This is a genomic window from Naumannella huperziae (genome assembly GCF_054073625.1).
The window spans coordinates 3,146,563-3,171,379 of the sequence record NZ_JBSXPH010000001.1 but is presented as its reverse complement, the minus strand read 5'-3'; the positions used below and the strand labels follow the sequence as shown (position 1 = coordinate 3,171,379).

Annotated in this window: 21 protein-coding genes; 8 read left to right on the top strand and 13 right to left on the bottom strand. The window is 72.5% G+C overall.

Annotated features, from left to right (window positions below; all coding sequences use genetic code 11):
* Nucleotides 1–347 precede the first annotated feature (347 nt).
* Nucleotides 348–1,586 (top strand): PhoH family protein, encoded by a 1,239-nt coding sequence (locus ACXDC7_RS15140; RefSeq protein ID WP_459222850.1) that lies wholly within the window; start codon nucleotides 348–350, stop codon nucleotides 1,584–1,586.
* A 70-nt stretch (nucleotides 1,587–1,656) separates the two neighbouring features.
* Here ACXDC7_RS15140 and ACXDC7_RS15135 read toward each other — a convergent pair whose 3' ends face one another.
* The 5 genes from ACXDC7_RS15135 to ACXDC7_RS15115 all read right to left on the bottom strand — a co-directional run bounded on the left by ACXDC7_RS15135 (nucleotide 1,657) and on the right by ACXDC7_RS15115 (nucleotide 7,834).
* Complete coding sequence (locus ACXDC7_RS15135) at nucleotides 1,657–2,946, bottom strand: GNAT family N-acetyltransferase (RefSeq protein ID WP_459222623.1); 1,290 nt, start codon at nucleotides 2,944–2,946, stop codon at nucleotides 1,657–1,659.
* Complete coding sequence (locus ACXDC7_RS15130) at nucleotides 2,943–3,410, bottom strand: N-acetyltransferase family protein (RefSeq protein ID WP_459222622.1); 468 nt, start codon at nucleotides 3,408–3,410, stop codon at nucleotides 2,943–2,945. Before ACXDC7_RS15130 ends, ACXDC7_RS15135 begins: the two co-directional genes overlap by 4 nt.
* A gap of 80 nt (nucleotides 3,411–3,490) precedes the next feature.
* Nucleotides 3,491–4,897, bottom strand: coding sequence for a class II fumarate hydratase (locus ACXDC7_RS15125; RefSeq protein ID WP_459222621.1), 1,407 nt, complete (start codon nucleotides 4,895–4,897; stop codon nucleotides 3,491–3,493).
* A 4-nt stretch (nucleotides 4,898–4,901) separates the two neighbouring features.
* Nucleotides 4,902–5,591: a hypothetical protein gene (locus ACXDC7_RS15120; protein WP_459222620.1), complete on the bottom strand. Its 690-nt coding sequence runs from the start codon at nucleotides 5,589–5,591 to the stop codon at nucleotides 4,902–4,904.
* A complete protein-coding gene (locus ACXDC7_RS15115; protein ID WP_459222619.1) occupies nucleotides 5,588–7,834 on the bottom strand; it encodes a reprolysin-like metallopeptidase in 2,247 nt (748 codons plus the stop codon). The genes ACXDC7_RS15120 and ACXDC7_RS15115 overlap by 4 nt, the downstream gene beginning before the upstream one ends.
* A gap of 182 nt (nucleotides 7,835–8,016) precedes the next feature.
* On the opposite strand from ACXDC7_RS15115, the gene ACXDC7_RS15110 reads away from it, so the two are divergent.
* Nucleotides 8,017–8,601, top strand: coding sequence for a DUF4245 domain-containing protein (locus tag ACXDC7_RS15110; RefSeq protein ID WP_459222618.1), 585 nt, complete (start codon nucleotides 8,017–8,019; stop codon nucleotides 8,599–8,601).
* A gap of 9 nt (nucleotides 8,602–8,610) precedes the next feature.
* Here ACXDC7_RS15110 and ACXDC7_RS15105 read toward each other — a convergent pair whose 3' ends face one another.
* Nucleotides 8,611–8,769 (bottom strand): hypothetical protein, encoded by a 159-nt coding sequence (locus ACXDC7_RS15105; protein ID WP_459222617.1) that lies wholly within the window; start codon nucleotides 8,767–8,769, stop codon nucleotides 8,611–8,613.
* Nucleotides 8,770–8,852: 83 nt separating this feature from the next.
* Between ACXDC7_RS15105 and ACXDC7_RS15100 the strand changes: the two genes are divergently transcribed.
* Nucleotides 8,853–9,827, top strand: coding sequence for a helix-turn-helix domain-containing protein (locus tag ACXDC7_RS15100; RefSeq protein WP_179445653.1), 975 nt, complete (start codon nucleotides 8,853–8,855; stop codon nucleotides 9,825–9,827).
* On the opposite strand, the gene ACXDC7_RS15095 is transcribed toward ACXDC7_RS15100, so the two are convergent.
* The gene (locus tag ACXDC7_RS15095; protein ID WP_459222616.1) at nucleotides 9,733–10,680 is read right to left on the bottom strand and encodes a DMT family transporter; all 948 of its coding nucleotides are present in this window, start codon (nucleotides 10,678–10,680) and stop codon (nucleotides 9,733–9,735) included. The two genes, ACXDC7_RS15100 and ACXDC7_RS15095, sit on opposite strands and share 95 nt — an antisense overlap.
* A gap of 89 nt (nucleotides 10,681–10,769) precedes the next feature.
* Here ACXDC7_RS15095 and ACXDC7_RS15090 point away from each other — a divergent pair, with 89 nt between their 5' ends.
* On the top strand, nucleotides 10,770–11,657 hold the full coding sequence (locus ACXDC7_RS15090; RefSeq protein WP_179445655.1) for a LysR family transcriptional regulator: 888 nt from the start codon (nucleotides 10,770–10,772) through the stop codon (nucleotides 11,655–11,657).
* Between the two features lie 18 nt (nucleotides 11,658–11,675).
* On the opposite strand, the gene ACXDC7_RS15085 is transcribed toward ACXDC7_RS15090, so the two are convergent.
* The 3 genes from ACXDC7_RS15085 to ACXDC7_RS15075 are packed head-to-tail and all read right to left on the bottom strand — an operon-like array spanning nucleotide 11,676 to nucleotide 16,709.
* Nucleotides 11,676–11,918 carry an exodeoxyribonuclease VII small subunit gene (locus tag ACXDC7_RS15085; RefSeq protein ID WP_179445656.1) on the bottom strand — a complete coding sequence of 81 codons (243 nt, stop codon included), beginning with the start codon at nucleotides 11,916–11,918 and terminating at the stop codon, nucleotides 11,676–11,678.
* Nucleotides 11,915–13,129 carry an exodeoxyribonuclease VII large subunit gene (xseA, locus tag ACXDC7_RS15080; protein ID WP_179445657.1) on the bottom strand — a complete coding sequence of 405 codons (1,215 nt, stop codon included), beginning with the start codon at nucleotides 13,127–13,129 and terminating at the stop codon, nucleotides 11,915–11,917. The genes ACXDC7_RS15085 and xseA overlap by 4 nt, the downstream gene beginning before the upstream one ends.
* A 52-nt stretch (nucleotides 13,130–13,181) precedes the next feature.
* On the bottom strand, nucleotides 13,182–16,709 hold the full coding sequence (locus tag ACXDC7_RS15075; protein WP_459222615.1) for an ATP-binding cassette domain-containing protein: 3,528 nt from the start codon (nucleotides 16,707–16,709) through the stop codon (nucleotides 13,182–13,184).
* A gap of 67 nt (nucleotides 16,710–16,776) precedes the next feature.
* Here ACXDC7_RS15075 and ACXDC7_RS15070 point away from each other — a divergent pair, with 67 nt between their 5' ends.
* Genes ACXDC7_RS15070 through ACXDC7_RS15055 form a run of 4 tightly spaced genes read left to right on the top strand, consistent with a single transcriptional unit; the run spans nucleotide 16,777 to nucleotide 20,004 of the window.
* On the top strand, nucleotides 16,777–17,784 hold the full coding sequence (locus ACXDC7_RS15070; protein WP_459222614.1) for a 4-hydroxy-3-methylbut-2-enyl diphosphate reductase: 1,008 nt from the start codon (nucleotides 16,777–16,779) through the stop codon (nucleotides 17,782–17,784).
* A gap of 43 nt (nucleotides 17,785–17,827) precedes the next feature.
* The gene (locus ACXDC7_RS15065; RefSeq protein ID WP_459222613.1) at nucleotides 17,828–18,643 is read left to right on the top strand and encodes an SDR family oxidoreductase; all 816 of its coding nucleotides are present in this window, start codon (nucleotides 17,828–17,830) and stop codon (nucleotides 18,641–18,643) included.
* Nucleotides 18,644–18,686: 43 nt separating this feature from the next.
* The gene (locus ACXDC7_RS15060) at nucleotides 18,687–18,986 is read left to right on the top strand and encodes a thiamine-binding protein (protein ID WP_179445661.1); all 300 of its coding nucleotides are present in this window, start codon (nucleotides 18,687–18,689) and stop codon (nucleotides 18,984–18,986) included.
* 58 nt (nucleotides 18,987–19,044) lie between these two features.
* Entirely contained in the window at nucleotides 19,045–20,004 is a 960-nt protein-coding gene (locus ACXDC7_RS15055) for a nucleoside hydrolase (protein WP_459222612.1), read from the top strand.
* Between the two features lie 9 nt (nucleotides 20,005–20,013).
* On the opposite strand, the gene ACXDC7_RS15050 is transcribed toward ACXDC7_RS15055, so the two are convergent.
* Genes ACXDC7_RS15050 through ACXDC7_RS15040 form a run of 3 tightly spaced genes read right to left on the bottom strand, consistent with a single transcriptional unit; the run spans nucleotide 20,014 to nucleotide 24,775 of the window.
* Nucleotides 20,014–21,411 (bottom strand): DUF2252 domain-containing protein, encoded by a 1,398-nt coding sequence (locus ACXDC7_RS15050; protein ID WP_459222611.1) that lies wholly within the window; start codon nucleotides 21,409–21,411, stop codon nucleotides 20,014–20,016.
* A gap of 9 nt (nucleotides 21,412–21,420) precedes the next feature.
* Nucleotides 21,421–23,220 carry a beta-galactosidase gene (locus ACXDC7_RS15045; RefSeq protein ID WP_459222610.1) on the bottom strand — a complete coding sequence of 600 codons (1,800 nt, stop codon included), beginning with the start codon at nucleotides 23,218–23,220 and terminating at the stop codon, nucleotides 21,421–21,423.
* 10 nt (nucleotides 23,221–23,230) lie between these two features.
* Entirely contained in the window at nucleotides 23,231–24,775 is a 1,545-nt protein-coding gene (locus ACXDC7_RS15040) for a DNA recombination protein RmuC (RefSeq protein ID WP_459222609.1), read from the bottom strand.
* Nucleotides 24,776–24,817 lie beyond the last annotated feature (42 nt).

Sequence of the window (24,817 nt, the reverse complement as noted above, 5' to 3'; positions counted from 1 at the left end):
AGCGGCCCGTAACCAGACGTTCACGAGCCGTCCGGCGTGGCGTACCCGCAACTGTGCCGGGCCCGCCGTAGCGTCGAAGACGTGAGCGGTCGGGAAGCCGCTCACCCGGAAGGAAGTCATATGGCGCGTCCGGCTCGACCGAGCTCGACAGGGCTTTCACCAGCCCGCCACCTGTTCCGGTCCACCACCTGACCCAGGTGGGGCCGGCGAGGTGACGTGCGGCCCCACGGCGAGGATCAACCGTGTCTCACAGTGCACTGCCCACCGCCGACCGCCCCGCCGCCGAGCGCGGCGTCACCCGGACCATCGTGATCGACACCTCCGTACTGCTCAGCGATCCGCACGCCATGCGCCGCTTCGCCGAACACGACGTCGTGTTGCCGGTCGTGGTGATCACCGAGTTGGAGGCCAAGCGCCACCATCCCGAGCTCGGCTACTTCGCGCGGACGGCCCTGCGGCATCTCGATGATCTTCGGCTGCGCCACGGCCGCCTCGACGCGCCGGTGCCCGCCAACGACGACGGCGGCACGATCCACGTCGAGCTCAACCACACCGATCCCACGGTGCTGCCGAGCGGCTTCCGGCTCGGCGACAACGACTCCCGGATCCTCGCCGTCGCCCTCAACTACCGCGCCGAGGGCCGCGATGTGGTGCTGGTCAGCAAGGACCTGCCGATGCGGGTGAAGGCGTCCGCGGTCGGCCTCGCCGCCGAGGAGTACCGGGCCGACGCGGCGATCGAGACCGGCTACACCGGTATGGCCGAGCTGGACGTGACCCCAGGCGACATCGACCGGCTGTACGCCGAGCACGTGATCGACCTCGACGCCGGCCGAGATCTGCCCTGCCACAGCGGTGTGGTGCTGCTCGGGGGTGGGGCGTCGGCGCTCGGTCGGATCACGCCGGACAAGCAGGTACGCCTGATCAACTCCGATCGCGATGCCTTCGGGCTGCACGGCCGCTCCGCCGAGCAGCGCGTCGCGCTCGACCTGCTGCTCGACCCGTCGGTCGGGGTGGTCTCGATGGGCGGTCGCGCCGGCACCGGCAAGTCCGCCCTCGCCCTGTGCGCCGGGCTGGAGGCCGTGCTGGAGCGAAGGCAGCACTCGAAGGTGATCGTCTTCCGGCCGCTGTACGCCGTCGGCGGCCAGGAGCTCGGCTACCTGCCCGGCACCGAGAACGAGAAGATGGCCCCCTGGGCGCAGGCGGTCTTCGACACCCTCGGCGCGGTGACCAACCGCAATGTGATCGACGAGGTGCTCGACCGCGGCCTGCTCGAGGTGTTGCCGCTGACCCACATCCGGGGCCGCTCGCTGCACGATGCGTTCGTGATCGTGGACGAGGCGCAATCGTTGGAGCGCAACGTCTTGCTGACCGTGCTCAGCCGGGTCGGCCAGGACTCGCGCGTGGTGCTCACCCACGACGTCGCCCAGCGCGACAACCTGCGGGTCGGGCGGCACGACGGCGTGGTCGCCGTGGTGGAGAAGCTGAAGGGCCACCCGTTGTTCGCCCACGTCACCCTGACCCGCTCGGAGCGCTCGCCGATCGCCGCGCTGGTCACCGAGATGTTGGAAGATCAACAACTGGGCTGAGCTGTGATCACCGGCCCCCCGACGTGTCGATCACCGTCGGGGGGCCGGCCCACGCCGTCAGGACGATCCCTCAGTAGGCGTCGCGCACCCACGGCGCACGGTCGGAGGAGAACAGGCCCGAGACCCGGTTCAGCAACCGCTGATCAAGAGCGCGGTCGGGACCGGGAACGAGACCGCCGCGCGCGGCTATCTCACTCGCCGAGTAGCCGCCCAGCCACAGGGTGCCCAGCGCGGCGACGTCCAGCTCGATGTCGGGATCCGCGTGCGTGGCCAGGCACTCGGTGCGCTCACCGTCGGTCCCCAGCCGGAAGGTGCCGCCGGCCAGGCCGTCGCGATCATGCACCGTCAACACCAGTTCACCGGGTGCCGCGTACCCCCGTTGCGTGAGCAGCGCCGATACGTCCAGCGGGCGGATCCACTGATAGTCCTGGGACGCGGTCGCGGCCAGCGCCCGCGGATTGGCCAGCACCGACGCCACCGACTCGTCCGGCGCCCGGGCCGGCGCGATCACCGTGTCCACCCAGTCGGTGTTGATCAGACAGCTCCACAGCGCGCGTTCGGCCGCCGTGTCCACGCCCGTCAGGTCCTCGACGGTGATCGTGGCGGTCGGCTGCCCGTTGAGGTCGCCGCTGACGGCGGTGTGGACGGCGTACCCGCGCACCTCGCCGTCCTGGCCGCGGTGGACCAGCAACCGGCGCCCGGCCGTCGCATCCGCCGGGCGCGCGCCGACGATCCGGGCCAGGCGGCGCCAGTTCAGGCCGGTGCGCGAGACCATCCCGGGCACGCGCCGGCGCATCGCGTCGTGCACCTGCGGACCGAACTCCGGCAGCCGGTCCAGCTCGACCAGTTCGAAGCTCCCGCCGGCCGGCTCGGCGATCGCGCCCGCGCGCGGCACGTCGATCCGCAGGTCCCGCACCCGCGTCGCCGGGCCGTAACCGAACCGCCCGTAGATCCCGTACTCCGCCGCGATCAGGCCGCTGTGCGAGTAGCCCTCGTCCTTCGCCCGACGCAGCTCGTCGACCATGGCGACCCGGAGCAGCCCGCGGCGCCGGTGCGTGGGCGCCACGGTGACCGAGGAGACCGCCGCCGACGGCACCGGGTCGCCGAGCACCGGGGTGAGCTCGTGTTCGAAGCGGCGAAACGTCGCGACGCACGCGCCGTTCGCGGTGTCGAACCAGCCCAGGGTGCGGCTCGTCGCGACAACCTCCGCCATCGCGGCCAGCCGAGCCTCGTCGATCGGATCGTTGTTGAAGAAGGCCAGTTGCAGCGGGCGCAACCAGGTCGCCGTCTCGTCCGCCGCCACCACCCGGAGCTGCACGCCGGGCCGTTCGGCGATCACCGGGGTCTGGGAGATGCTCATGCAGTGACGGTAGACGCCCGGGCCAGTCGCAGCATCAGAGATTCCCCCCAGCCGGGGCCCGAGACGGCGGTGAATCCGTCCGGCCGGAATCCGTTGCGGCGGTAGAACGCGAGCGCGCGGGAGTTGCCGTCGAAGATCCACAGGTACGCCGCTCTCGGCCCGAGCGCCGCATCGAACAGCGCCTGCCCGACCCCGGTGCCGTGCGCGCGGCGTACGGCGTACAACTTGATCAACTGCAGCGGCACCGGCGGTGCGGGATAGCCGTTCTCGATCTCCCACTCCAGCGGCCCCGGGCCGGTCTCGGCCACCGCGGCGATGCCGTCGGCGTCCTCGGCCAGCCAGTGCTCGTGATCATTTCCGGGCCCGCCCAGCCGGGCCGCCAACTCGGCCGCAACCGCCGGCTGCTCGGCGCGCCGGAGCCGGGCGAAGTCGCCGGGCAGCAGATCGGCATAGGTCTGGGCCATCGACGTGGTCAGCGCCTCGGCCCACGGCTCGGCGTCGCGGGCGACCGCCCGCCGGATCCGCCAGGGCGCCGGGGCGGTGCTCAGGCCGGCCGCCGGGTCATCGCCAAGACGTCGAGGGCGCTGTCGAGCTGCTCGGTGGTCAGCGAGCCGTCGTCGACGAAACCGCGCTCGATCACGACCTCGCGGATGGTCTTGTTCTCCTTCAGCGCCTGCTTCGCCACCGCCGCCGCGTTCTCGTAGCCGATGTACTTGTTCAGCGGCGTGACGATCGACGGCGACGACTCCGCGAGCACCCGGCAGTGCTCGGCGTTGGCGGTGATCCCGTCCACACAGCGGTCCGCCAGCAGCCGCGACAAATTCGCGAGCAGCCGCACCGACTCCAACACATTGCGGGCCAGCATCGGCAACATCACGTTCAGCTCGAAGTTGCCCGACGCGCCGCCGAAGGTCACCGCCGCGTCGTTGCCGATCACCTGTGCGCCGACCATCAGCGTCGCCTCGCACATCACCGGGTTCACCTTGCCCGGCATGATCGAACTGCCCGGCTGCAGGTCGGGCAGATTGATCTCGCCCAGGCCGGCCCGCGGGCCCGAGCCCATCCAACGCAGATCATTGGCGATCTTGATCAGCGACACCGCGATGGTCTTCAGCACCCCGGAGGCCTCGACCAGCCCGTCGCGGGCCCCCTGGGCCTCGAAGTGGTCGGGCGCCTCGGTCAAGGGCAGGCCGGTCTGGTCGGCGATCGTGGAGATCACCTGCGCCGCGAATCCGGGCGGGGTGTTGATGCCGGTGCCGACGGCCGTACCGCCGAGCGGCAGTTGCGCCACCCGCGGCAGCGCTGCCTCGACCCGGTCGACGCCGAGCTGGATCTGTGCGGCGTACCCGGCGAACTCCTGGCCCAGGGTGACCGGGGTGGCATCCATCAGATGGGTACGCCCGGACTTCACCACCTCGGCGAACTCCTCGGACTTGGCGCGCAGCGACTCCGCCAGATGCCGCAGGGCGGGCACCAGGTCGTTGATCAAGGAATCGGTGGTCGCGATGTGGATCGCGCTCGGGAAGACGTCGTTGCTGGACTGCGACGCGTTCACGTGATCATTCGGGTGCACGGCGGGCCCCTGCTCGCTGGCCAGCGAGCTGATCACCTCGTTCGTGTTCATGTTCGACGAGGTGCCCGACCCGGTCTGGAAGACGTCGATCGGGAACTCGGCATCGTGCTTGCCCTCGGCGACCTCGGCGGCCGCGGCGACGATCGCGTCGGCGACATCGGCATCGAGCACGCCGAGCGCCGCATTGGTCCGCGCCGCCGCGCCCTTGATCAGCCCGAGCGCGCGGATCAGCGCCGGTTCGATGGGCGTACCCGAGATGGGGAAGTTCTCCACCGCACGCTGCGTCTGCGCCTTCCACAAGGCGTCGGCGGGGACCTGGACCTCGCCCATCGTGTCGTGCTCGGTGCGGTACTGCGGCGTCGCGGCGTTCTCAGTCATGCGGTCATTCTGCCGGGTGGCCCGCGGCCCGGCGAACCCGGTGAATCGCGTAGTCGATCGCGTGCCCGTCGCGGCGCACGGGCACGATCACGGTGTCGGTGCGGCCGAGCGCGGCGAGCCGCTCGGCCAACGCGGGCGAGGCGCGCTCGGACCAGATGGCGAGCAGCCCGCCCGGCACCAGGCGCTGGTACGCCGCCCGCAGCAGCGGCGCCCCGTAGAGCGCGGCATTCGGTTCATGGATCAAGAAGTCCGGGCCGTTGTCCACGTCCAGGCCGATCGCGCCGAAGCCCGGGCCACCGGCCGTCAGCTCTTCGGCGATGTCGCCCGCGATCAGGCGTACCCGCGGATCCGCCGCGACCCGGCCCAGGCGGTCGGTGATTCCCGCGCGGGCCCACGCCACCAGCGGTTCGGCGAGCTCGGCGATGACCAGCTCGCCGACACCGTGCCGGAGCAACCGATCAGCGGTGAAGCCGAGCCCCAGCCCGCCGAGCAGTACCCGGCCGTCCGGGCCGGCGGCCTGCGCAAGCGTGTCGCCGAGCGCCAGCTCGGAGGCGACCTCGGCCGAGTCCATCGCGAACGCGCCGTTCACGATCAGTTCGTGCACGGTGGCGCCGTCGTCGGCGACCCGCTCGCGCAGCGCCAGCTCGCCCTGCGGCGTCCGTGCCCGGGCCAGCGTGCGCGGGAGCCCGGTCACCGCCGCTGGATCGCGAATCGGGAGTCGTTGACGTCGAAGAACACGTTGTCGACGGCGCTGACCATGATCCGCGCATCGGCGAGGTCGGTCGTCGGCCACGTGATCCGCGCGCGACCGGAGTTGGGGACGGATTCGGCGAGGACCACATCGAAGGTCTTGCCACCGTCGCGCGACAGGGTGATCCGTACCCGTTCGGCGAGCTCGGGGGCGTCGGTGCCGTTCACCTCCCAGGTGATCACGCCCTGACCGCCGGCGCGCACGGTGTGGTTGGCGGCCTGCGAGGTGACCCGGAACGGACCCGTCGACGTGTCCACCCGCACGCGCGTCTCCGCGAAGGCCACACCGCCCGCGCGGCCGGCACTGTCGCGCGCGCTGACCCGGAAGTTCAGCACCGCGTCGCCGGCGTTGCCGACGTAGTCGGCGGTCGGTAGGTATTCCGACAGGCAGTCCCGCTCACTCGCCGTGGGGGCCGACGCGTCGGCCACCGGGCACCGGCCGGTCTCGGCATTGGTATTGCCGGCCAGCACCTGGGCCAGGTCGGGGAAGGTCCGCGACGGGTCGCCCGTCGCGGCGTTCAGCCCGGCGTCGTAGTAGTCCGACGGGCTCTTGGGCGCGGTGTTGGCGACGCCGAACTGGCGAAAAAGCGGGCCCGCGGTCTTCGGCTGCGTCGGCAGCGGCGACCGCGCCGAGTCGTTCTGCTCCCACAGATAGGTCAACTCGTCGCCGTCGGGGTCGCTGCCCTGCGCGGTCAGCGTGAACGGGGTGCGCGCGGGGATCACCCGGTCCGTACCCGCGGACACCGTCGGGTAGGCATTGCCCGGGTGACTCACCTGCCCGCCGTACCCCCAGCCACCCGGGGGCGGCTCGGACCCGGCGTCCAGGTCCTCGGTGCCCGGGGCCGCGGCGCGGGAGCCATCGCCGCGGGTGCGCAGCACCGACGAGGGGGGACCGTCGGCCTGGAAGCGCGCGATCTGGCGGATGCTGTGGCCCAGGAAGTACGGATCGCTGCGCTGCTGCAGGTTGTCGGCGCCACAGATGCCGGCATAGGCCATGATCGACGATCCGCTGCCGGGCTCGAGCCGGTTCGGGTCGGAATTGCCGCCGCAGCCGGCGAACGTGTGATAGCCGCCGAACTGGTGGCCGATCTCATGGGCGACGTAGTCGACCGCGAAGTAGTCGCCGACCGGCCGGGTCAGGCCGGTACAACCGGCGCCCTTCACGGCCGGGTCGCCGACCGACCACAGCCGCGCGATGCCGCCGCCGTTGCGGCCGAGCGCGATGTGCCCGATCTCGTAGTCGTCGTTGCCGAGCATCGCGTTGATCACCGCCGTGTTGCGGTTCAGCGTGCCGGAGCTGCACGCGGTCACCTGGGCCGGGGTGAAGCACGGCTGCGCGCCGCAGGGGCCGTTGGCCCCGGTCTGCTCGGCCTCGGTGGCAAAGCTCAGCTTCTCGGTTCCGTCGACCAGCACGAACCGGGTGCCGAGGTCGGTCTCGTAGATGTCGTTGACCCGGTTGATCAGGCTGGCCTTGGCGTCGACGACATTTGCCTGGCCGACATATTCGGCATACGTCACGTCGGACAGCAGTGCGATCCGGTAGGTACGCAGGGGCACCGCGCCCGGCGCCGGCGCGGCGCCCGCCTCGTCCTCGGCGACCTCCGGCTGTTCTGCGTCCTCGCGGTACTCCAGCCGAGGCAGTTCCGCGGCCAGATCGGCGCTGGCCAGGCTCACGTACTGCTCCGCATCGCCGGGGCTCTGGGGCTCGACATACCAGGACCGCTGGCCGGGGGCGCGGACGTAGGCGCGCAACCCGAGGTTGGTCAGGTCCAGGCGGACCCGGACGCCCGGGTTGTCGACACTCGTGCCGCCCATGGTCACGATGTCGGGGCGTGCGGCGGCGAGTCCGTCGGCGAGGACGGTGGTACGCCGGACCGCGAAGGTCTCCAGTTCGCCGTCGGGCCGCGGCAGCGCCACGCGTACCTCGTCGTCCGCGGACGTCGCCGCCAGCTCCCGCCGCAACTCGTCGAGCTGCAGGGTCCAGACGTCGTAGCCGCCGGTCGAACGCCGCTGCCGGGTCGGGTCCTGGGTGCCCGGGGCGGGCGCGGTCCGGCCGGTCGGCGTCCAGTGCTCGCCCGGCTCGGCCCGGGCCGGTGGCGCGGTGAGCGCCACCGCGATCGGGCCGAGGATTGCAATGATGATCGCCAGGGCGACCGGGCAGCGGCGCGGCGCGAAGTGAGGAAACATGGGCGTCTGCCTTCGGCTGGGGGGGCGGGCCTTGGCTGAGAACCTAGCGGCGTCGGCGGCGCGGCGCAGGCGATTCGCGAGGAAACGGGCGGGTGTTGTCACCCGTGCGGAGCGGGCGTGCCGGTGCCCGGATCGGGCAGGACGGATTGGGCAAGCTTGGATCGATCTGTGACGATGGCAAGGTGAGTGAGATCCCCGCCGCGTCCGGGCCGCCGCCCTCGCACGGCGGCACCCGGAAGGCCGGCGCGGGCGACATGATCCGGTCGCTGTTGATCATCTTGATCCCGGTGCTGGTGATCACCTTCATCTACACTCGTAATCCGCCGGAGGCGCCGGTGCAGCCGGTCGAGTGGCGCCCCCAGCTCGCCCAGGCCAGGGCGGCGGTGGACTGGCCCGTCCTGGCGCCGGAGGGTCTGCCCGACACCTGGGTGCCGACGCGGGTGCGGTGGCTGCCCAAAGGGGCACCGGGCCTGAATGCCGAACCGTCGCCGCGCAACGAGTGGCAGCTCGGCTTCCTCGATCCCGAGCGGGTCTACCTCGAGTTGAGTCAGGGCGATGCGCTGCCCGACGACCTGATCGCGCGCGCCAGCCGACAGGGCGTGCCCGACGGCACCGCACGCGTGGGCAACGCGGAGTGGCAGCGCCTGGTCAGCCAGGACGGGCGGACGCGCTCGCTGGTCCGGCGGGCCGACGGTGCCGTCACGATCGTGGCGGGCGATGTCGGCTATGCCCAGCTCGAGGCGTACGCCTCCACGCTGTCGCCCTGAGGCGCGAGGTCAGCCGACGGGCCGCGCGCGGACCGGCGGCCGGCCGCGCGGCGGCTGCGGACCGACCACGGCCCACGGGTTGCGGCCGCGGCGGAGGGTGGCGCGGTGCGTGTGTTCCAGCAGCGCGATGATCACGGCGATGAGTGCGATGAGGATGACGGTGCCCATGGCATGAAGTCTTTCCTGGTAGCCATCCCGCCACGAGTGGCAGAAGAGACGGTGGTGGCAAGATTTGTGCCATACTCGGCGCCATGACGTTGCACACCGTGCGCACCCTGTGCATCGAGCGGATCTCGACCTTCGAGTACGGCGTGGCCGTCGAGGTGTTCGGCATCGATCGCAGCATGGACGGGTTGCCCCGCTTCGACTACGCCGACGTGACCCCGGATCCGGCCCGTCCGCTGGTCACCAGCAGCGGTTCGCGATTGCTGATCGACAACGGGCTGGACGCGCTGGCCGGGGCCGACCTGGTGATCGTGCCCGCCGGCAACACCTACCTGGGCAGGGTCAGCCCGCCACCGCCGGCCGAGGTGCTGGACGCGTTGCGAGAGGCCCACGCGGCCGGGGCGATCGTGCTGAGCGTGTGCTCCGGGGTCTTCGTGCTGGCCGCCGCCGGGCTGCTGGACGGCCAGCCGTGCACCGCACACTGGCATCACAGCGAGGAGCTGGCGCGCCGCCATCCCGACCTGGATGTGCGCCCCGACGTGCTCTTCGTCGACAACGGTCGGGTGATCACCAGTGCGGGAACCGCGGCCGGCATCGATGCCTGCCTGCACCTCGTCCGGCGCGAGCTCGGCGCCTCCGTCGCGTCCGCGATTGCTCGCCGCATGGTCGTTCCGCCGCAGCGCGACGGCGGTCAGCAACAGTTCGTCGAACGGCCGATGCCGGCCACCGGTGATCACTCGCTGTCCAACCTGCTCAACGACTGGCTGGACCGTCTCGACGAGCCGCACTCCGTACGCAGCATGGCGCGCGAGGCGGCGATGAGCCCGCGTACCTTCGCCCGGCGCTTCCGGGCCGAGGTCGGCACGACTCCGGCGCACTGGCTGAACCGGCAGCGGGTGGCCCGCGTGCGCGAACTGTTGGAGGGCAGCGATCTCGCGGTCGAGCAGATCGCCCGCCGGGTGGGCTTCAACAGCGCTGTTGTGCTGCGTGATCATTTTCGGCGAGAGGTCGGGGTGGCCCCGCAGGCGTACCGACGGGCGTTCGCTGCGGAAGCCGGGTGATCACCACGCCGCCCAGGCACAGCGCGCCACCCAGCAGGGCGAGTGGGGTCGGCACCTCGCCCAGCAGCAGCCAGGCGGTGATGATCACCACGGCGGGGACGAGGTAGCTGGCCGCGGCGGTGATCCCGGCCGGCGCCCGGCCCAGGGCATAGGCCCACAGCAGGAATCCGGCGGCCGTCGGAATCGCGCCCAGCCAGACGATCCCCAGGGTGGCCGCCAGCGGTGCGGTCGCGATCTGTCCGATCAGCGAGCCCGCGAACGGCAGGGTCGCGATCATGCCGATCACGCAGCCGAGGGTGGTGGCGGTGACCCCGTCGACGCCCGCATTCAGCGTGTGCTTCTGGGTGATCACGCCGACGGCGTAGAGCAGCGCCGCGAGGAGGCCGAGGGCGACGCCGAGCAGGGTCAGGCGCGGGCCGCCCGCCGATCCGAAGGCGATCAACGCCGTGCCGGCCAGCGCGATCGCGATGCCGACGAAGAGGCTCGGGCGGCGACCCTCGCCGAGTCGGATCGCCCCGTAGAGGGCGACCAGCGCCGGCGCGAGGTTCACCAGCAGCGCGGCGGTGCCCGCATCGAGGTAGTTCTCGGCCCAGGCCAGCACCGCGGAGTAGACGCCGAACCAGAGCACGCCGTAGCTGATCAGCAGGGCCAGCGCGCGGCCGCGGGGGATGGTGATCCCGCGCCGCCAGGCGATCAGGCCGAGCGCGACGCTGCCGACCGCCAGCCGGCCGAGGGCGATCTCGCCCGGTCCGAAGACGGGTGCGGTGATCCGCAGGACGAGAAAGGCGGACGACCAGGCGAGCACGGTGCCGAGCAGCGCGAGCAGCGGTAGGAGTCCGGGGCGGCGAGTCATGGCTCCATCGTCGGACGCGCAAGTGATTAGCACAAGCGACGATCAATTATCTATTGATTAGTGATCATGAATCGTGATTGACTGCCCGCATGCTCGACGCCCAACGCCTGACGGTCTTCCGGTCGGTGATCGAATCCGGCTCGATGAACCGCGCCGCCCGCCAGCTCGGCTACACCCCCTCCGCGATCAGCCAGCATGTGGCCGCCCTGCAACGCGAGACGGGGCTGCGGCTGTTGGAGCGCTCCGGCCGTGGCGTGGTGCCCACGCCCGCCGGCCGCGCGCTGGCCCGCGACGCGGCCAGGGCGCTGGACGCGCTGACCGACCTCGAGACGCGGGTCGCGGATCTGCGCGCCGGTCGCAGCGCCGGGCTCTTCGTCGCCGCATTCGCCACCGCCGGCACGAACTGGCTGCCGGGGATGACGGTGGCCCTGACCCGTGAGTTCCCCGAGGTCCGGGTCCGGGTGCAGATCGAGGAGCAGCTCACCCATGCGGATCAGCGCCGCCCCGATCTCGCCATCGTCGTCGCGCCCCCGGGTGTCGGGTCGCCGCCGGGCTATGACGAGCGGGAGCTGGTCACCGAGCCGTACCTGGCGGTCGTGCCCCGAGGGCACCGGCTGGCGGGGCGGAGAAGCGTGCGGATGGCCGAGTTGGCCGACGCGGAATGGATCGACAACGACCGTCACGCGGGGCCCTGCCGGCAGATGACGATCGATGCCTGCGTCGCCGCCGGTTTCCATCCGCGCTTCGTGGTGGAGACCACCGATCACGTCTCCGCGATCGCCTTCGTGGCCGCCGGTCTCGGGATCACGGTGGTTCCGACCCTCGGCGCGCGCGGGCTGCCCCCGGAGGTGTGCACCGTGGCCCTGACCGACCCGACGCCGCATCGCCGCGTCGTGGTGCACGCGCGCGATGCCGTCGCCGGTACGCCCGTGGTGGCGCGGGCCATCGAGCTGCTGGCCGAACAGGCCGCCGGCTGACCGCGGCCCGACCGCAGCTCAGTCGTCCGGTTGGTCCGTCGCCCGGGCGGCCTCGACCCGGGCGCGCGCGCCGTCGAGCCAGTCCGCGCAGATCCTCGCCAGCTTCTCGCCGCGCTCCCACAGCTCCAGCGACTCCGCGAGCGGTACGCCGCCCGATTCGAGCCGCCCGACGATCCCGACCAGCTCCTCGCGCGCGGCCTCGTAGCTGATCTCGGTCTCGTCGGGGCTCTGTTCGCCGGTTGCGCCGTCGTTCGCGCTCATCGTCGCTCCTCGCTTCCGCGTACCTGCACCGCGAGCTCACCGTCGCGCAGCCGCACCGACAACTCCTCGCCGACCGTCGCCTGCCCGACCGAGCTGACGGTCGCCCCGCGGGCGTCAGCGATGATGGCGTACCCGCGCTCCAGGGTCGCCTTGGGCGACATCGCCCGGACCCGGGCCAACTGGTGCTCGAGCTCGGTCGCGTCGTGGCGCAGGCGCTGATCGATCGCCCGCCGCGCCCGCTGGCGCAGCGCCGCGACCTGATCATGGCGCAGCTCGAACCCGTAGAGGGGGTCGGCCAGGGCGGGCCGGGACCGCAGTTGATCAAGGTGTCGGCGCTCGGTGCTGATCATGGTGTCGATGGCGCGATGCAACCGGGCGCGGACCTGCTCCAACCGGGCCGCCTCCTCGCGGGCGTCCGGCAGCACCTGCCGGGCCGCATCGGTCGGGGTGGAGGCGCGCAGGTCCGCGGCGTGGTCGAGCAGCGGGGTGTCGGTCTCGTGCCCGATCGCGGAAACCACCGGGGTCCGGGCCGCCGCGACCGCGCGGAGGAGCCCCTCGTCGGAGAACGGCAGCAGATCCTCCAGCGATCCGCCGCCGCGGGCGATGATGATCACCTCGACCTCGGCGCGGCGGTCCAGGTGCTGCACGGCCGCGATCACCTCCGCGGCCGCCCCGCTGCCCTGCACCGGCACATTGCGGGTGACGAAGACCGCCGACGGCCAGCGGCGGCGCGAATTCTCCACCACATCGCGCTCCGCCGCGCTGCCGGCCGCGGTGATCAGCCCGATGGCCCGCGGCAGGAATGGCAGGGCCCGCTTGCGGTCGACGCCGAACAGCCCCTCGGCCTGCAGGCGCTGCCGCAACTGTTCCAACCGGGCCAACAGCCGCCCCTCCCCGCTCGGCCGCAGATCGGAACACTCGAAGCGCAGATCGGCGGCGCGGGTGTGCAGATAGGGTCGCAGCTCGGCCACCACCTGACTCGCCGGCTGCACCGGCCCGTTGCGGTTCAGCACCACGTTGTCGACCGTCGCGGTGACCGAGACGTCGGCCAGCGGATCGCGCAGGGTCAGGAACGTCATCGCCCGGTACGCCTTCAGCTCGACCACCTGCGCCTCGATCCACACCCGCCCGAGCCGCTCCACCCAGCCGCGAACACCGTTCACCACGTCGCGCAGCGGCGCGGGCGAATCCGGTGAGGTCTGCAACGGCACCGGATCAGGTTAGCGACCGGGCCCGACACCGCTGCCGCGCCGCGACCGCGGTTCAGCCGGCCAGGTGGCCGTACCGGCCCGCCAGCTCCGGCCAGGTCCCCGCGGCGACCACGCGGCCCTGGTCGAGGACCAGGACCCGGTCGGCGACGGCCAGTGCCGAGCGCTTGGAGGTCGATCCGATGACGGTGGTGCCGCGCCCGCGCAACGTGCGCCACAGTTCGATCTCGGTGGTTGCGTCGAGCGCGCTGGAGATGTCGTCGGCGAGCACCAGCTCGGCCCTCGTCGCGAGCGCCCGGGCGAGCGCCAGCCGCTGGACCTGCCCGCCGGACAGTCTCACCCCGCGGTGGCCGACGACGGTGTCGAGTCCGCCCGCCGCGGCGAGATCCGGACCGAGCCGGGCGGCGTCGGCCGCCTGCGCGGCATTGCGGCCGGCGTGGTCGAGGACGATGTTGTCGGCATAGCTGCCGGACAGCACCCGCGGCAGTTGCGCGACATAGGCGACCTGGCTCGGGCGCAGGTAGAGCTCGACGTCGGTGACCGGGTCACCGTTCCAGGTGATGGTGCCGGTGTGGTCGACCAGCCCGGCCAGGGCACGCAACACGCTGGACTTGCCCGCGCCGATCGGACCGAGCAGCAGCACCAACTCGCCGGGCGCGATCGACAGCGAGACGTCCTCGACGCCGATGGTGCCGTCCTCGTGCACGACGGAGACGTCGGACAGTTCGAGCCGGCGAAGCGGCGCCAGGGCCGCCGGTTCGCCGGGGGCGGGCGCGGTCCCGCGTACCAGATCGACATTCGGGGGCAGCCGGATCAGATCGGAGCCACCGGCCAGGCGGCTGGTCTCGCGTTGCCAGGCGCGGGTGCCGGGCGCCTCGGTGATCACCCAGCCGGTGACCATGCCGAAGTAGTCGAACCCGACCACCGTCACCGACAGCATCAGGGCGGTCGCAAGGTCCCAGCCGCCGAGCAGATGGATGGCCCAGACCGCGACCACGCCGCCCTGCACGATGACCATCGGTACGCCGTCCAGGGCGGCCTGCACCCGGTGCTCGCGGACGGCCGCGGCGACCCGGCCGGCGTCGACGCGGCGCAGGTGGGCGTGCACGGCGCCGGTGGCATCGGCGAGCTTGACCGTCCGGGTGGCGTCCAGCGCGGAGACCAGGGCGCGGCCGAATCCGGCCCGGGCGGTGGCGGCGCTGGCCGCGGAGCGCCCGGCGACGGGCCGGCCGAGCGAGGAGGCCAGCGCGGCCGCGACCATGACGACGACCAGCACCGCACCGGCCGCCAGATTGCGGGCGAGCACCGTGGTCACGACAACCACCACCAGGCCGTTGACGAAGTCGACCCAGCGATCGGCGTAGCGCGACAGGCGGTCGGCGTCGAGGGCCCGGGAGACCACCTCGCCCGGCGGGTCGCGGGGCAGCCGGCGCTGCGCGGTCTGCGCGATCAGCACGCTCGACCGCACCCGGAGCAGGATCTCGCCCCACCAGGGCAGGTACTGCCGGATGGCCAGCGGGAACAGGACCACCCACGCGAACAGGCTGCCGATCATGCCCGCGACCAGCGGCCACAGCCGGGCCGGGTCGACCGTCGGGGCGGAGAGGGCGGCGACGATCTGGCCCCACAGGTACGCCGTGACCGTCCCGTAGCCGCCGATCAGTGCCGCGATGCCGAACAGAAGCGCGCCGAGCATGCCCCACTGCGGGTGGGCCGTGATCGCGCGCGTCACCACGCGGACCAGGCTCGGGATCGCGCCCGGATCGGGCCGGTCGGGTGCGTCGGTGCGGCGGCGCAGCGTGCCCACGCCGGCGGGATCTGCCGCGGCCGGCTCGGGCTCGCCGGCGGGCCCGCCCTCGAGCCACTCGCCGGCATCGGACAACAGGTCGCGGTACGGCCCGGGTGCGCGCTCGAGCTCGGCCCGCGGGCCCTGCTGGAGCACGGTGCCGGCGGCCAGCACCGCGACCCGGTCGGCGCGACGGGTGGTGGCCAGCCGGTGGGCGATGACGATGCCGGTACGCCCGTGCAACAGCCGGGCCGAGGCGGCGATCACCAGCCGTTCGGTGCGCGGATCCATCCGGGCGGTTGCCTCGTCCAGCACCACGACGCGTACCTCGCGGACCAGTAGCCGGGCGAAGGACACGAGCTGCTCCTCGCCGGCCGACAAGGTGGCACCGCCGGGGCCGAGGGGCGTGTCCAGGCCGCCCGGCAGGCTGTCCACCCACGCCGTGAGGCCGAGCTCGTCGATCGCCGCGGCCACCCGCTCGCGCGAGATGTCGGTGAACAGGGTGATGTTCTCGGCCAGCGTGCCGGCCAGGATCTCCGTGCGCTGGGTGATCACCCCGACGGCGCGCCGCAGGTCGGTCAGCCGGAGCCGGTCGATGCCGGTGCCGGCCAGGGTGATCGTTCCGGGCGGCGGTTCGACCGCGCGGGAGAGCAGCGCGGCGAGGGTCGACTTGCCCGAGCCGGAGCGGCCGACCAGGGCCAGGGTCTGTCCGGCGGGCAGCGTCAGGTCGTCGACGCGCAGGCGAAAGCCGCCGTCGGCATAGCCGAAGTCGAGACCGTCGATCCGCAGCTCCAGCGGCCCGTCCGGCAGCGGGAGGCCGCCGGTCGGCTCGCGCTCGGCCTCGAGCAACTGGCGCAACCGGATGACCGCGCCGATGCCGGCCTGCAGCTCGGGCAGTTGTTCGGCGAGCCGACCGATCTGGCCGACGAAGATCGTGGTCAGCAGCACCAGGGTGACCAGCTCGCCCAGCCCGAGCCGGCCGCCGAGCACCAGCGCGGCGCCGATCACGACGACGGCGCCCAGCAGCCCGTTGAGCAGTGCGGTCGAGCGGAAGATCAGCGCCACCTGGGCCGCGACCACGCGCCGGAACAGGCGCAGCACCCGCGCGGCCTGCTCGGTGCTGCGGCGCAGGATGAAGGCCGCGCCCAGGCTGGTCCGCAGGTCGTCGCGGGCCGCGACCCCCTCCTCGAAGATCGCGGCATGGTCGGTCCAGGCGATCTCCTCGGTGACCTTGCGCTCGGCGATCGTGCCGAGCAGCGGCCGGACCACCAGCAGGCAGGCGGCCGCCGCGACCGGGAAGAGAATCCAGGCGGGCCACCAGGTCAGTCCGGCGACGACCCACATCGGCAAGGTCACGAAGATCGTCCGCAGCGACTCCCAGACCTGGCGGCGGACGAGCGTACCCACCTCGTGGGTGTCGTCGTCGACGCGGTCCAGGATCTCCCCGGCGGCCTGTTCGGACAGCCGGTGCACCGGCTGGGCCCAGGCGGCGGCGACCAGATCGTCGCGCAGCCGGCCCTCGGCCCGGTCGCTGACGCCGGCCCAGATCACCCGGCCGACGGATTCGAGCACCGCGCCCAGCACGACACAGGCGGCGAGGGCGGCGACAAGCCCGACCGTGGCGCCTTCGGCAAGCCGGCCGGCGACCACCGTGCCGAGCGTCTCGCCGACGGCGCCGGCCAGGCACAACAGCACCGCGACCGCCGCCGGCGCGCCCGCCAGGCGGCGCCAGCCGATCGGCTGGGCCTCCGCCGTCGGGTCTCCCGCGCGGGGCGGGGCGGCGCTGATCGGGGTCACGACGGGCCACGCTAGGGGAGCCGGCCGACAGGCGCATCCCAATTCGGGGCGCCCCTAGACTGGCGGTATGACTGCAACCGAGAGCCGGTCCGACCAGCCGCCGACGCCGGAAAGCTCCGGTCGCCGGGTGGTGGTGGCCGCTCCCCGGGGCTACTGCGCCGGCGTGGACCGGGCGGTCATCACCGTCGAGAAGGCCCTCGACCACTACGGCCCGCCCGTCTATGTCCGCAAGCAGATCGTGCACAACAAGCACGTCGTGGAGACGCTGTCCGAGCGCGGGGCGATCTTCGTCGAGGAGTTGGACGAGGTGCCGGAGGGCGCGCTGGTGGTGTTCTCCGCGCACGGGGTGTCGCCGGCGGTGCACGCCCAGGCCGAGCAGCGCGGCCTGCAGACCATCGACGCGACCTGCCCGCTGGTGACCAAGGTGCACAACGAGGCGAAGCGGTTCGCCCGCGAGGACAAGCAGATCCTGCTGATCGGGCATGCGGGGCACGAAGAGGTGGAGGGCACCTCGGGCGAGGCGCCCGAGCACATCACCCTGGTCCAGTCGCCCGAGGACGTGGACGACCTCGAGCTGGAGAATCCCGACAACGTCGCATGGCTGTCGCAGACCACGCTGAGCGTCGACGAGACGATGCAGACGGTGCACCGGCTGCGGGAGAAGTTCCCGCTGCTGCAGGACCCGCCGAGCGACGACATCTGCTACGCCACCTCCAACCGGCAGGCCGCCGTGAAGCAGATCGCCGCGCACAGCGACCTGGTGATCGTGGTCGGCTCGGCCAACTCCTCCAATTCGGTACGCCTGGTCGAGGTCGCCCTGGAGGCCGGGGCGAAGGCCGCGCACCGGGTCGACAACGCCGGCGAGGTCGACGAGGCCTGGCTGGATGGGGTCGAATCCGTGGGTGTCACCTCCGGCGCCTCGGTGCCCGATGATCTTGTCCAGGGCGTGCTGGACCTGTTGGTGGACAGGGGGTTCCCGGCGGCCACCGAGGAGCGGCTGACCGAGGAGAATCTGGTCTTCGCCCTGCCGCCGGAGCTGCGCAAGCGATTGCGTACCGGCGCGATCAACGACTGAAATTTTGGTTGTCGCCCGCCACACCGGCGGGCATGATCGGCGAATGGAAGACAGCCGAACCCTCTCCGGGCGTACCGCGGTGATCACCGGCGTCAGTCGACGGCAGGGGATCGGGTACGCCGTCGCCCGCCGGCTCGCGTCGATGGGGGCCGATCTGTTCGTTCAGCACTGGTCGGCCCACGACGATGATCAACCGTGGGGCGCCGACGACATCGCCGACGTGCTGGCAGGACTCGCCGAGGCGCAGCAGCCCGGGGCCCGGCTCGCGGACGCCTCCCTCGACCTGGCCGCGCCCGATGCGGGGGAGGCCTTGATCGGGCTGGCCGCCGACGCGCTCGGCCCACTCGACATCCTGATCTGCAACCACGCCCGCAGCGGCGGCGACGGGCCGCTGGCGGAGATGACCGCCGACCGCCTGGACGGCCACTTCGCGGTCAACACCCGCTCCACCATCCTGGCCACCAAGGCGTTCGCGGCCCGGCACGATTCGTCTCGTCCGGGTGGCCGGGTGATCTGGATGACCTCGGGGCAGGTCGCCGGCCCGATGCGCGACGAGATCGCCTATGCCGCGTCCAAGGCGGCGCTCGCCGGGCTCACCCCGAGCGTCGCCGATGATCTGATCGAGGCCGGGATCGTGTTGAACACCGTCAATCCCGGGCCGGTGAACACCGGGTATCTCGATGCCGAAACGACCGATCGCGCGGATCGGCTCGACGAGATCCGGGCCCATTTCCCCGCCGGCCGGTTCGGCGAGCCCGACGATCCGGCGCGGCTGATCGCCTGGCTGGTCAGCGACGAGGGTCGCTGGGTGGTCGGGCAGGTGATCAGTTCCGAGGGCGGTTTCCGGCGCTGGGGCTGAGGGCCGTGCCGCCCCGCGGACGGCAGGGGGCAGGATGGGCGGCATGATCGCAGCGTTCAGCATCGCCCCCGCGGCCACCGACCCCGACGGCGGAGTGGCCGACGCGGTCGCCGAGGCCGTGCGGATCGTCCGGGAGTCCGGACTGCCCAACGAGACCAATGCCATGTTCACCAACATCGAGGGCGAGTGGGATGAGGTGATGGGCGTGATCAAGCGCTGCGTCGACGCGCTCGCCGCCCGGAGCCCACGGGTCTCGTTGGTGATCAAGGCCGACATCCGGCCCGGCCACACCGGCCAGTTGACCGCGAAGGTCGAGCGGGTGGAGCGGGCTCTCGGCGACTGACGGCCAGGCACGCTGGTCCGCACCCGGCAACCCCGACCAACCGAGAGGAGACCTGACCGTGGCGGACGACCGGCCCCCGCGCAAGATCATCCTGGATTGCGATCCGGGTCACGACGACGCGATCGCGCTGGCGCTCGCACACGGCAGCCCGGCGATCGACCTGCTCGCCGTGACGACGGTCGCCGGTAACCAGACGCTGGCCAAGGTCACCCGTAATGCCCGAGCAATCGCGGCGACGTTCGGCCTGACCGGCGTACGCATCGCGGCCGGCGCGGACCGACCGCTCGTCGGTGAGCTGATTGTCGCGCCCGACATCCACGGCGAGACGGGCCTCGACGGCCCGGCCCTGGCCGAGCCGACCGACCCGCTCGATGCGCGGCATGCCGCCGAGCTGATCATCGACACGGTGCTGGCCCACCAGCCCGGCGAGGTCAGCCTGGTCCCGGTCGGGCCGCTGACCAATATCGCCCTCGCGGCCAGGCTGGAGCCGCGGATCACCGAGCGGGTCGATGAGGTCGTACTGATGGGCGGCGCGGTCGGCCCGGGCAACAGGACGCCCGTCGCCGAGTTCAACATCTGGGCCGATCCCGAGGCGGCCCACATCGTCTTCGGCGCACCGTGGCGCGTGACCATGATCGGGCTCGACGTCACGCACCGCGCGCTCGCGACACCGCAGGTACGCGAGCGGATCCGCGCGCTCGGCAGCGGCCCGGCGCGCTTCGTCGAGGAGATGCTCGCCTTCTACGGCGGCGCCTATCGCACCCATCAGGGGTTCAGCGCGCCGCCGGTTCACGACCCGTGCGCCGTCGCGTACCTGATCGACCCGACCATGATCACCACCCGCCGGGCTCCGATCACGGTGGAGCTGGCCGGCGCGGCGACCCGCGGGATGACGGTCGTGGACCTGCGCGGGCCGACCCCGGCCGGTCGGCACCGGGTGGCGCTGGATCTCGACGCCGACCGGTTCTGGGATGTCATGATCGACGCGATCGCCCGGATCGGGGCCGACGGGGGCTGACCCGGGTCGTCAGACCCCGCGATCCACGGGGAACCGCCCGTCGGCAACCGCCCGCTCCAGCGCGGCGAAGTCGGCCTCGCAGGTATCGGCATAGCCGGCCGACCAGTCGGCCAGCGCCTCGGCGGCCCGGGTGCTGCGGCCGAGATAGGCGGCGATCGCCGGCCCGGCGGGCGACTGGCTGTGGGCGCGGGCGAGCAGTCGGCCGCACAGGGTGGCGTACCGGCCGAAGTCGGCGGCATCGAGCCGCGACGGCTCGATCGAGCCCTTCATGTCGCGGAACTGGCGCCAGTAGTAGTCGACCCGCGTGTTGCGGTGCGACAGCTCGCCCGCGTATCCGACGATGTGGCCGAGGAACGGATCCGACTGCGCCTGCAGGATGCGCTGCCCGGCGGTGACGCGCCGCCCCTCGGAGAACTCGCCGGTCTCGTGGGCCGGGATCACCCGCGGCATGCCCCCATAGGTCTGCAACACCGACGGCTGTGCCTCCTTGGCCTGCAGGAAGATCACCTCACCGCCCGGGCCCTCCAGCGCCAGTACGTAGCACCGCGTGCCCACGCTGCCGACGCCGACCACGCGCAGCACGAAATCGACCGGACGGAACTGCGCCAACAGGTACGCCGCATCGGCTCGCACCGTGCCGAGGTACTGGCGGAACAGGCCGTTCATGTCCTCCAGCGACGCATGATCGACATGGCGGGTGATCGGCGGCTGGTCGACGATCCTCAGGGCCCCATGATCATCACGGGTGGTGATCTTCTCCAGGACCTGGTCCGAGGTACGCCCGCGCGCCTTGCTCGTCGCCTTGCGGGTGATCTTCAGGCCGCGGCCGGACAGCTTCTCCTCCAGGTCTCCCGACGAGACCTGGACATAGAAGCGTTCGGTGGCCGTGAGTTCGGTCAGCTCGCGCAGCGTCTCCCGATAGCCCTCGACGCCGGCCAGGGTGGCCTCGCGGCAGCGCGGCTCCGACATGCCGTTGTCCCGGCCGCCGATGTGGATGCTCGCCGCGAGCCGCCGGACGTCCCATTCCCACGGGGCGATCCCGGCCTCGTCGAAATCGTTCAGGTCGAACAGCAGCGTCCGCTCCGGGGAGGCGAAGAAGCCGAAATTGGAGATGTGCGCATCGCCGCAGGCCACCACCCGCGGGCCGGTCACCGGCGCCGGAGCGAGATCGGCCGCCATCACCGCGGCCGTGCCTCGGTAGTAGGCGAACGGCGACTGGAGCATCCGGCCGATCCGGACCCCGATCAGGCCGGCGAGCCGGCTCTCGTGCTGCTCGGCCAGGATGCGGAGCGGATCGCGATCGTCGGGCAGCCGCAGCGCCGCCAGCTCACCCCGCGGCAACCTCTCGCGCAGCGTCTTGCCGTCGACCCCGGCGAACTCGGCCACCGGGCGTTCCGGGATGCTCATCGGCTCACCCTAGCCGCGGTGCGTCCTCCACGGCGATGCTCGCGCCCCTGCGCTCCAGGTCCAACGCCGTGACGGTGTTCGCGCCCGCGCGGAGCAGGGGGGCCGGGCAGTATACAGATTGCGCTGCGGCCCCGCGGCGTCGTAGCGGCCGAGCAGGAATCCGTTCAACCAGACGAATCCGCGGCCGAACCCGGGGAAGGCCAACCAGCAGTCCGCGGGCTCGTCGATGATCAGCTCCGCCCGCGCCCAGCCCGGCGACCCGGCACCGGCCGCGATCGCTCCGCTCATGATCGAATCGAGCTCCGGCTCGCCGAGCTCGGGCAGCGGCAGGGGGCGGTGCTGCCAGCCGAAGGCGTACCGCCCGGTGATCAGCACACCGCCGAGGATGCCCTTGTCCTCGAACGACCGCGGGCCGTAGTTGATCCGGCCGCGGTTCTCCACCAGCACGTCGACCCGGCCGCGCTCGCCGGTGCCCGTGAACGGCAGCCCTTCGGCGCCGGTCAGCTCGTCCAGCACGCCGAGCGGTACGCCGTCCAGCCACACCTGCGCCCGGTCGTGCAGGTCGCGCAGTCGCAGCACCTGGTCGCCCGCGGACAGCACGGGGCGAGCCGAGTAGAGCACCAGGCCCTGGTCGATGCCCAGGTCGGTGAACGGGCGCGGCGCGATCCCCGGCAGCGGGTCGCTCGCGCGCGCCCAGTCCAGCAGACCGGGGCCGGGCCGCGCCGGTAGCTCGGTCGGGGCGAGCCGGCGGGGGGTGGCGGCGAGGCGTTCGGGCACCGGGGGGAGCTCGGCGTAGGCGCCGAAGACCGCGCGTACCGCGTGGAACTTCTCGGTCAGCGAGCCGTCCTCGGCGATCGGGGCGTCGTAGTCGTAGCTGGTTGCCGTCGGCTGGATGCGCTCCGGCAGCTCGCCCGCCGGGCCCGGGCCGGTGTTCGCGCCGGCCCAGAGCCCGAAGTTGGTGCCACCGTGCCCCATGTAGAGGCAGACCGATCCGCCGCCGTCGAGCCCGCCGGCGTCGAGCGTCGTGCCGATCTCGGCCGCCACGTCGGAGCCGGGACGGGTGGTGTGCCGCTCGCCCCAGTGGTCGAACCAGCCGTCCCAGAACTCGATGTTGATCATCGGCTCGCCGGGGCGGCGCCGCCGCCAGACCTCCAGCGATTCCGCCGCCCGCGAGCCGAAGGTCGCGGCGGCCAGCACGCCCGGCAGTGCGCCGCCGTCGAGGAAGTAGTCCTCGCCCCCGTCGGCGGTGAAGATCAACTCGGTCACGCCGCGTTCGGCGAGCGCCCGCACGTTCCAGCGCAGATAGTCGGCGTCGTCGCCGTAGCTGCCGTACTCGTTCTCGGCCTGCCAGGCCACGATCGGACCGCTCGCCGCGGCCTGCAGCCCGGTCAGCCGCGGCAGTGCGTCGTCGAACCATTCCTCGATCGGGGCCGTCCATCGCGGATCGGCGGTACGCGGGATCAGGTCGCGCCCGGTCAGCCAGGCGGGTAGGCCGCCGTTGTCCCACTCCGCGCAGATGTAGGGCCCCGGCCGCATGATCACGTCGAGCCCGAGCCCGGCCGCCAGCTCGACGAACCGCGAGACATCGCGCCAGCCGGTGAAGTCCGGCGGTTCGGTCTCGCGCGGCTGGTGGAAGTTCCATGCGAGATAGGTGTCGACGGTGTTCGCGCCCATCGCCCGCAGCCGGGCGAGCCGATCGGCCCACTGGTCCGGATGCACGCGGAAGTAGTGGATCGCCCCGGCGAGGATCCGATGCGGTACGCCGGCCCGGAGGAGCCGGCCGTCGGACCAGGTGAGCAGCGCAGCCACGCGCGGCAGCCTAGCCAGCCGCGTCGCGCCGGTCGGTACGCCCGTCCGGGCGCGGGCCGGCCTCCTCGACGAGGTCGAACAGGTCGGGCTCGCCACGGCGGAGCTGGTCGGCCTCCGGCAGCCGGTCATCGGCGCGGCCCAGCATCGGGGCGACCCCGGCCGCGTCGTCGACCAGCTCGGCCTGGCTCACCCGACGCACGGGCTCCTCGACCGCCGACGAGGCCGCCAGCTCGGCATCGCTCACCCGCAGCTCGGAGAACCGCCGCGCGCTGACCAGCACCCGGGTCTCCAGGGACGACAGGGTCGAGTTGTAGGCCGTGACGGCGCGCTCGATCGCCCGGCCCAGTCGGTCGAAGTGGTTGCCCATGGTGCCGAGCCGGTCGTGCAGCTCGCGGCCGAGCCGGAACACCTCTGCCGCGGACTCGGCGAGCGCGGCCTGCTTCCACCCGTAGGCCACGGCGCGCAGGGTCGCGATCAGCGTGGTCGGCGTGGCCAGCACGATGTTGCGCGCGGCGGCGAACTCGTGCAGATCCGGCGCCTGGGCCAGCGCCTCGGCACCGAGCGCCTCGCTCGGCAGGAACAGGATCGTGAACTCGGGGCTGCCCTCCTCGGCCTGCCAGTAGCGCTTGTCGCTGAGCTGGGTGATGTGGCCACGGACGTTGGTGGCGAACCGCGCCAGGGCGGCGGAGCGGGAGGCGTCGTCGGCTGCTTCGTGGGCGTCCAGGAAGGACGCCAGTGGCACCTTCGCATCGACGAACAGGCACTTGCCATCGCCGAGGGAGACGCGCATGTCCGGGCGTACCGCCTTGTCATCGGCAGACGTCGTGTGCTGGGTGGTGAAGTCGCAGTGCTCGATCATCCCGGCCACCTCGGCGACCCGCTTGAGCTGCAGCTCGCCCCAGGCGCCGCGCTGGTGCGGCTTGCGCAGCGCGGTGGCCAGCGCGTGGGTCTCCCGGCGCAGGTGCTCACCGGTTGCCTGGACGGCCTGCACCTGGTTGCGCAGGTCGGTGGCGAGTGCGACGCGCTCCTTCTCCACGGTGGTCAGCCGGTCGGAGAAGCGGGCGAGGGTCTCGGCGACCGGTCGGAGGAGTTGCTCGGTGGCGCGCAACCGCTCCTGGGCGCGCGCATCGGCCTGCTTGTCCTGGGCCGCGAGCTGCTCGGCCGACAACGCCTTGAACTGCGCGACCAGGGCGTCGCGGTCGGCGCGCAACCGCTCGGCGGCCTCCCGGGCCGCATCGCGCTCGGCGCGGGCGCTGGCCAGCTCGGCCGACACGGCGGCGGCCTCGGCCTGGGCATTCGCCGCCTCGGCGCGCGCGTCGGCGATCGCGGCCTGGCCCGAGGAGAGCCGCTCGCGCACGGCGGCCGCCTCGGCGCGGGCGCGCTCGGCGTCGGCGCGGGACCGCTCGATCTCGGCCTGACCCCGGGCGTTCGCCGCCTGCTCGCGCGCCGTCTGCTCGCCGGCCGTCGATGCCGCCCGCGCGCGCAGCACCAGCCAGACCGCGCCCGCGCCGAGCGCCAGTCCGATCAGCAACATCCCGATGCCAACGATCTCCATGCCCCCATCTTGGCGTCCGCCACCGACAAGCGGCCGGACCAC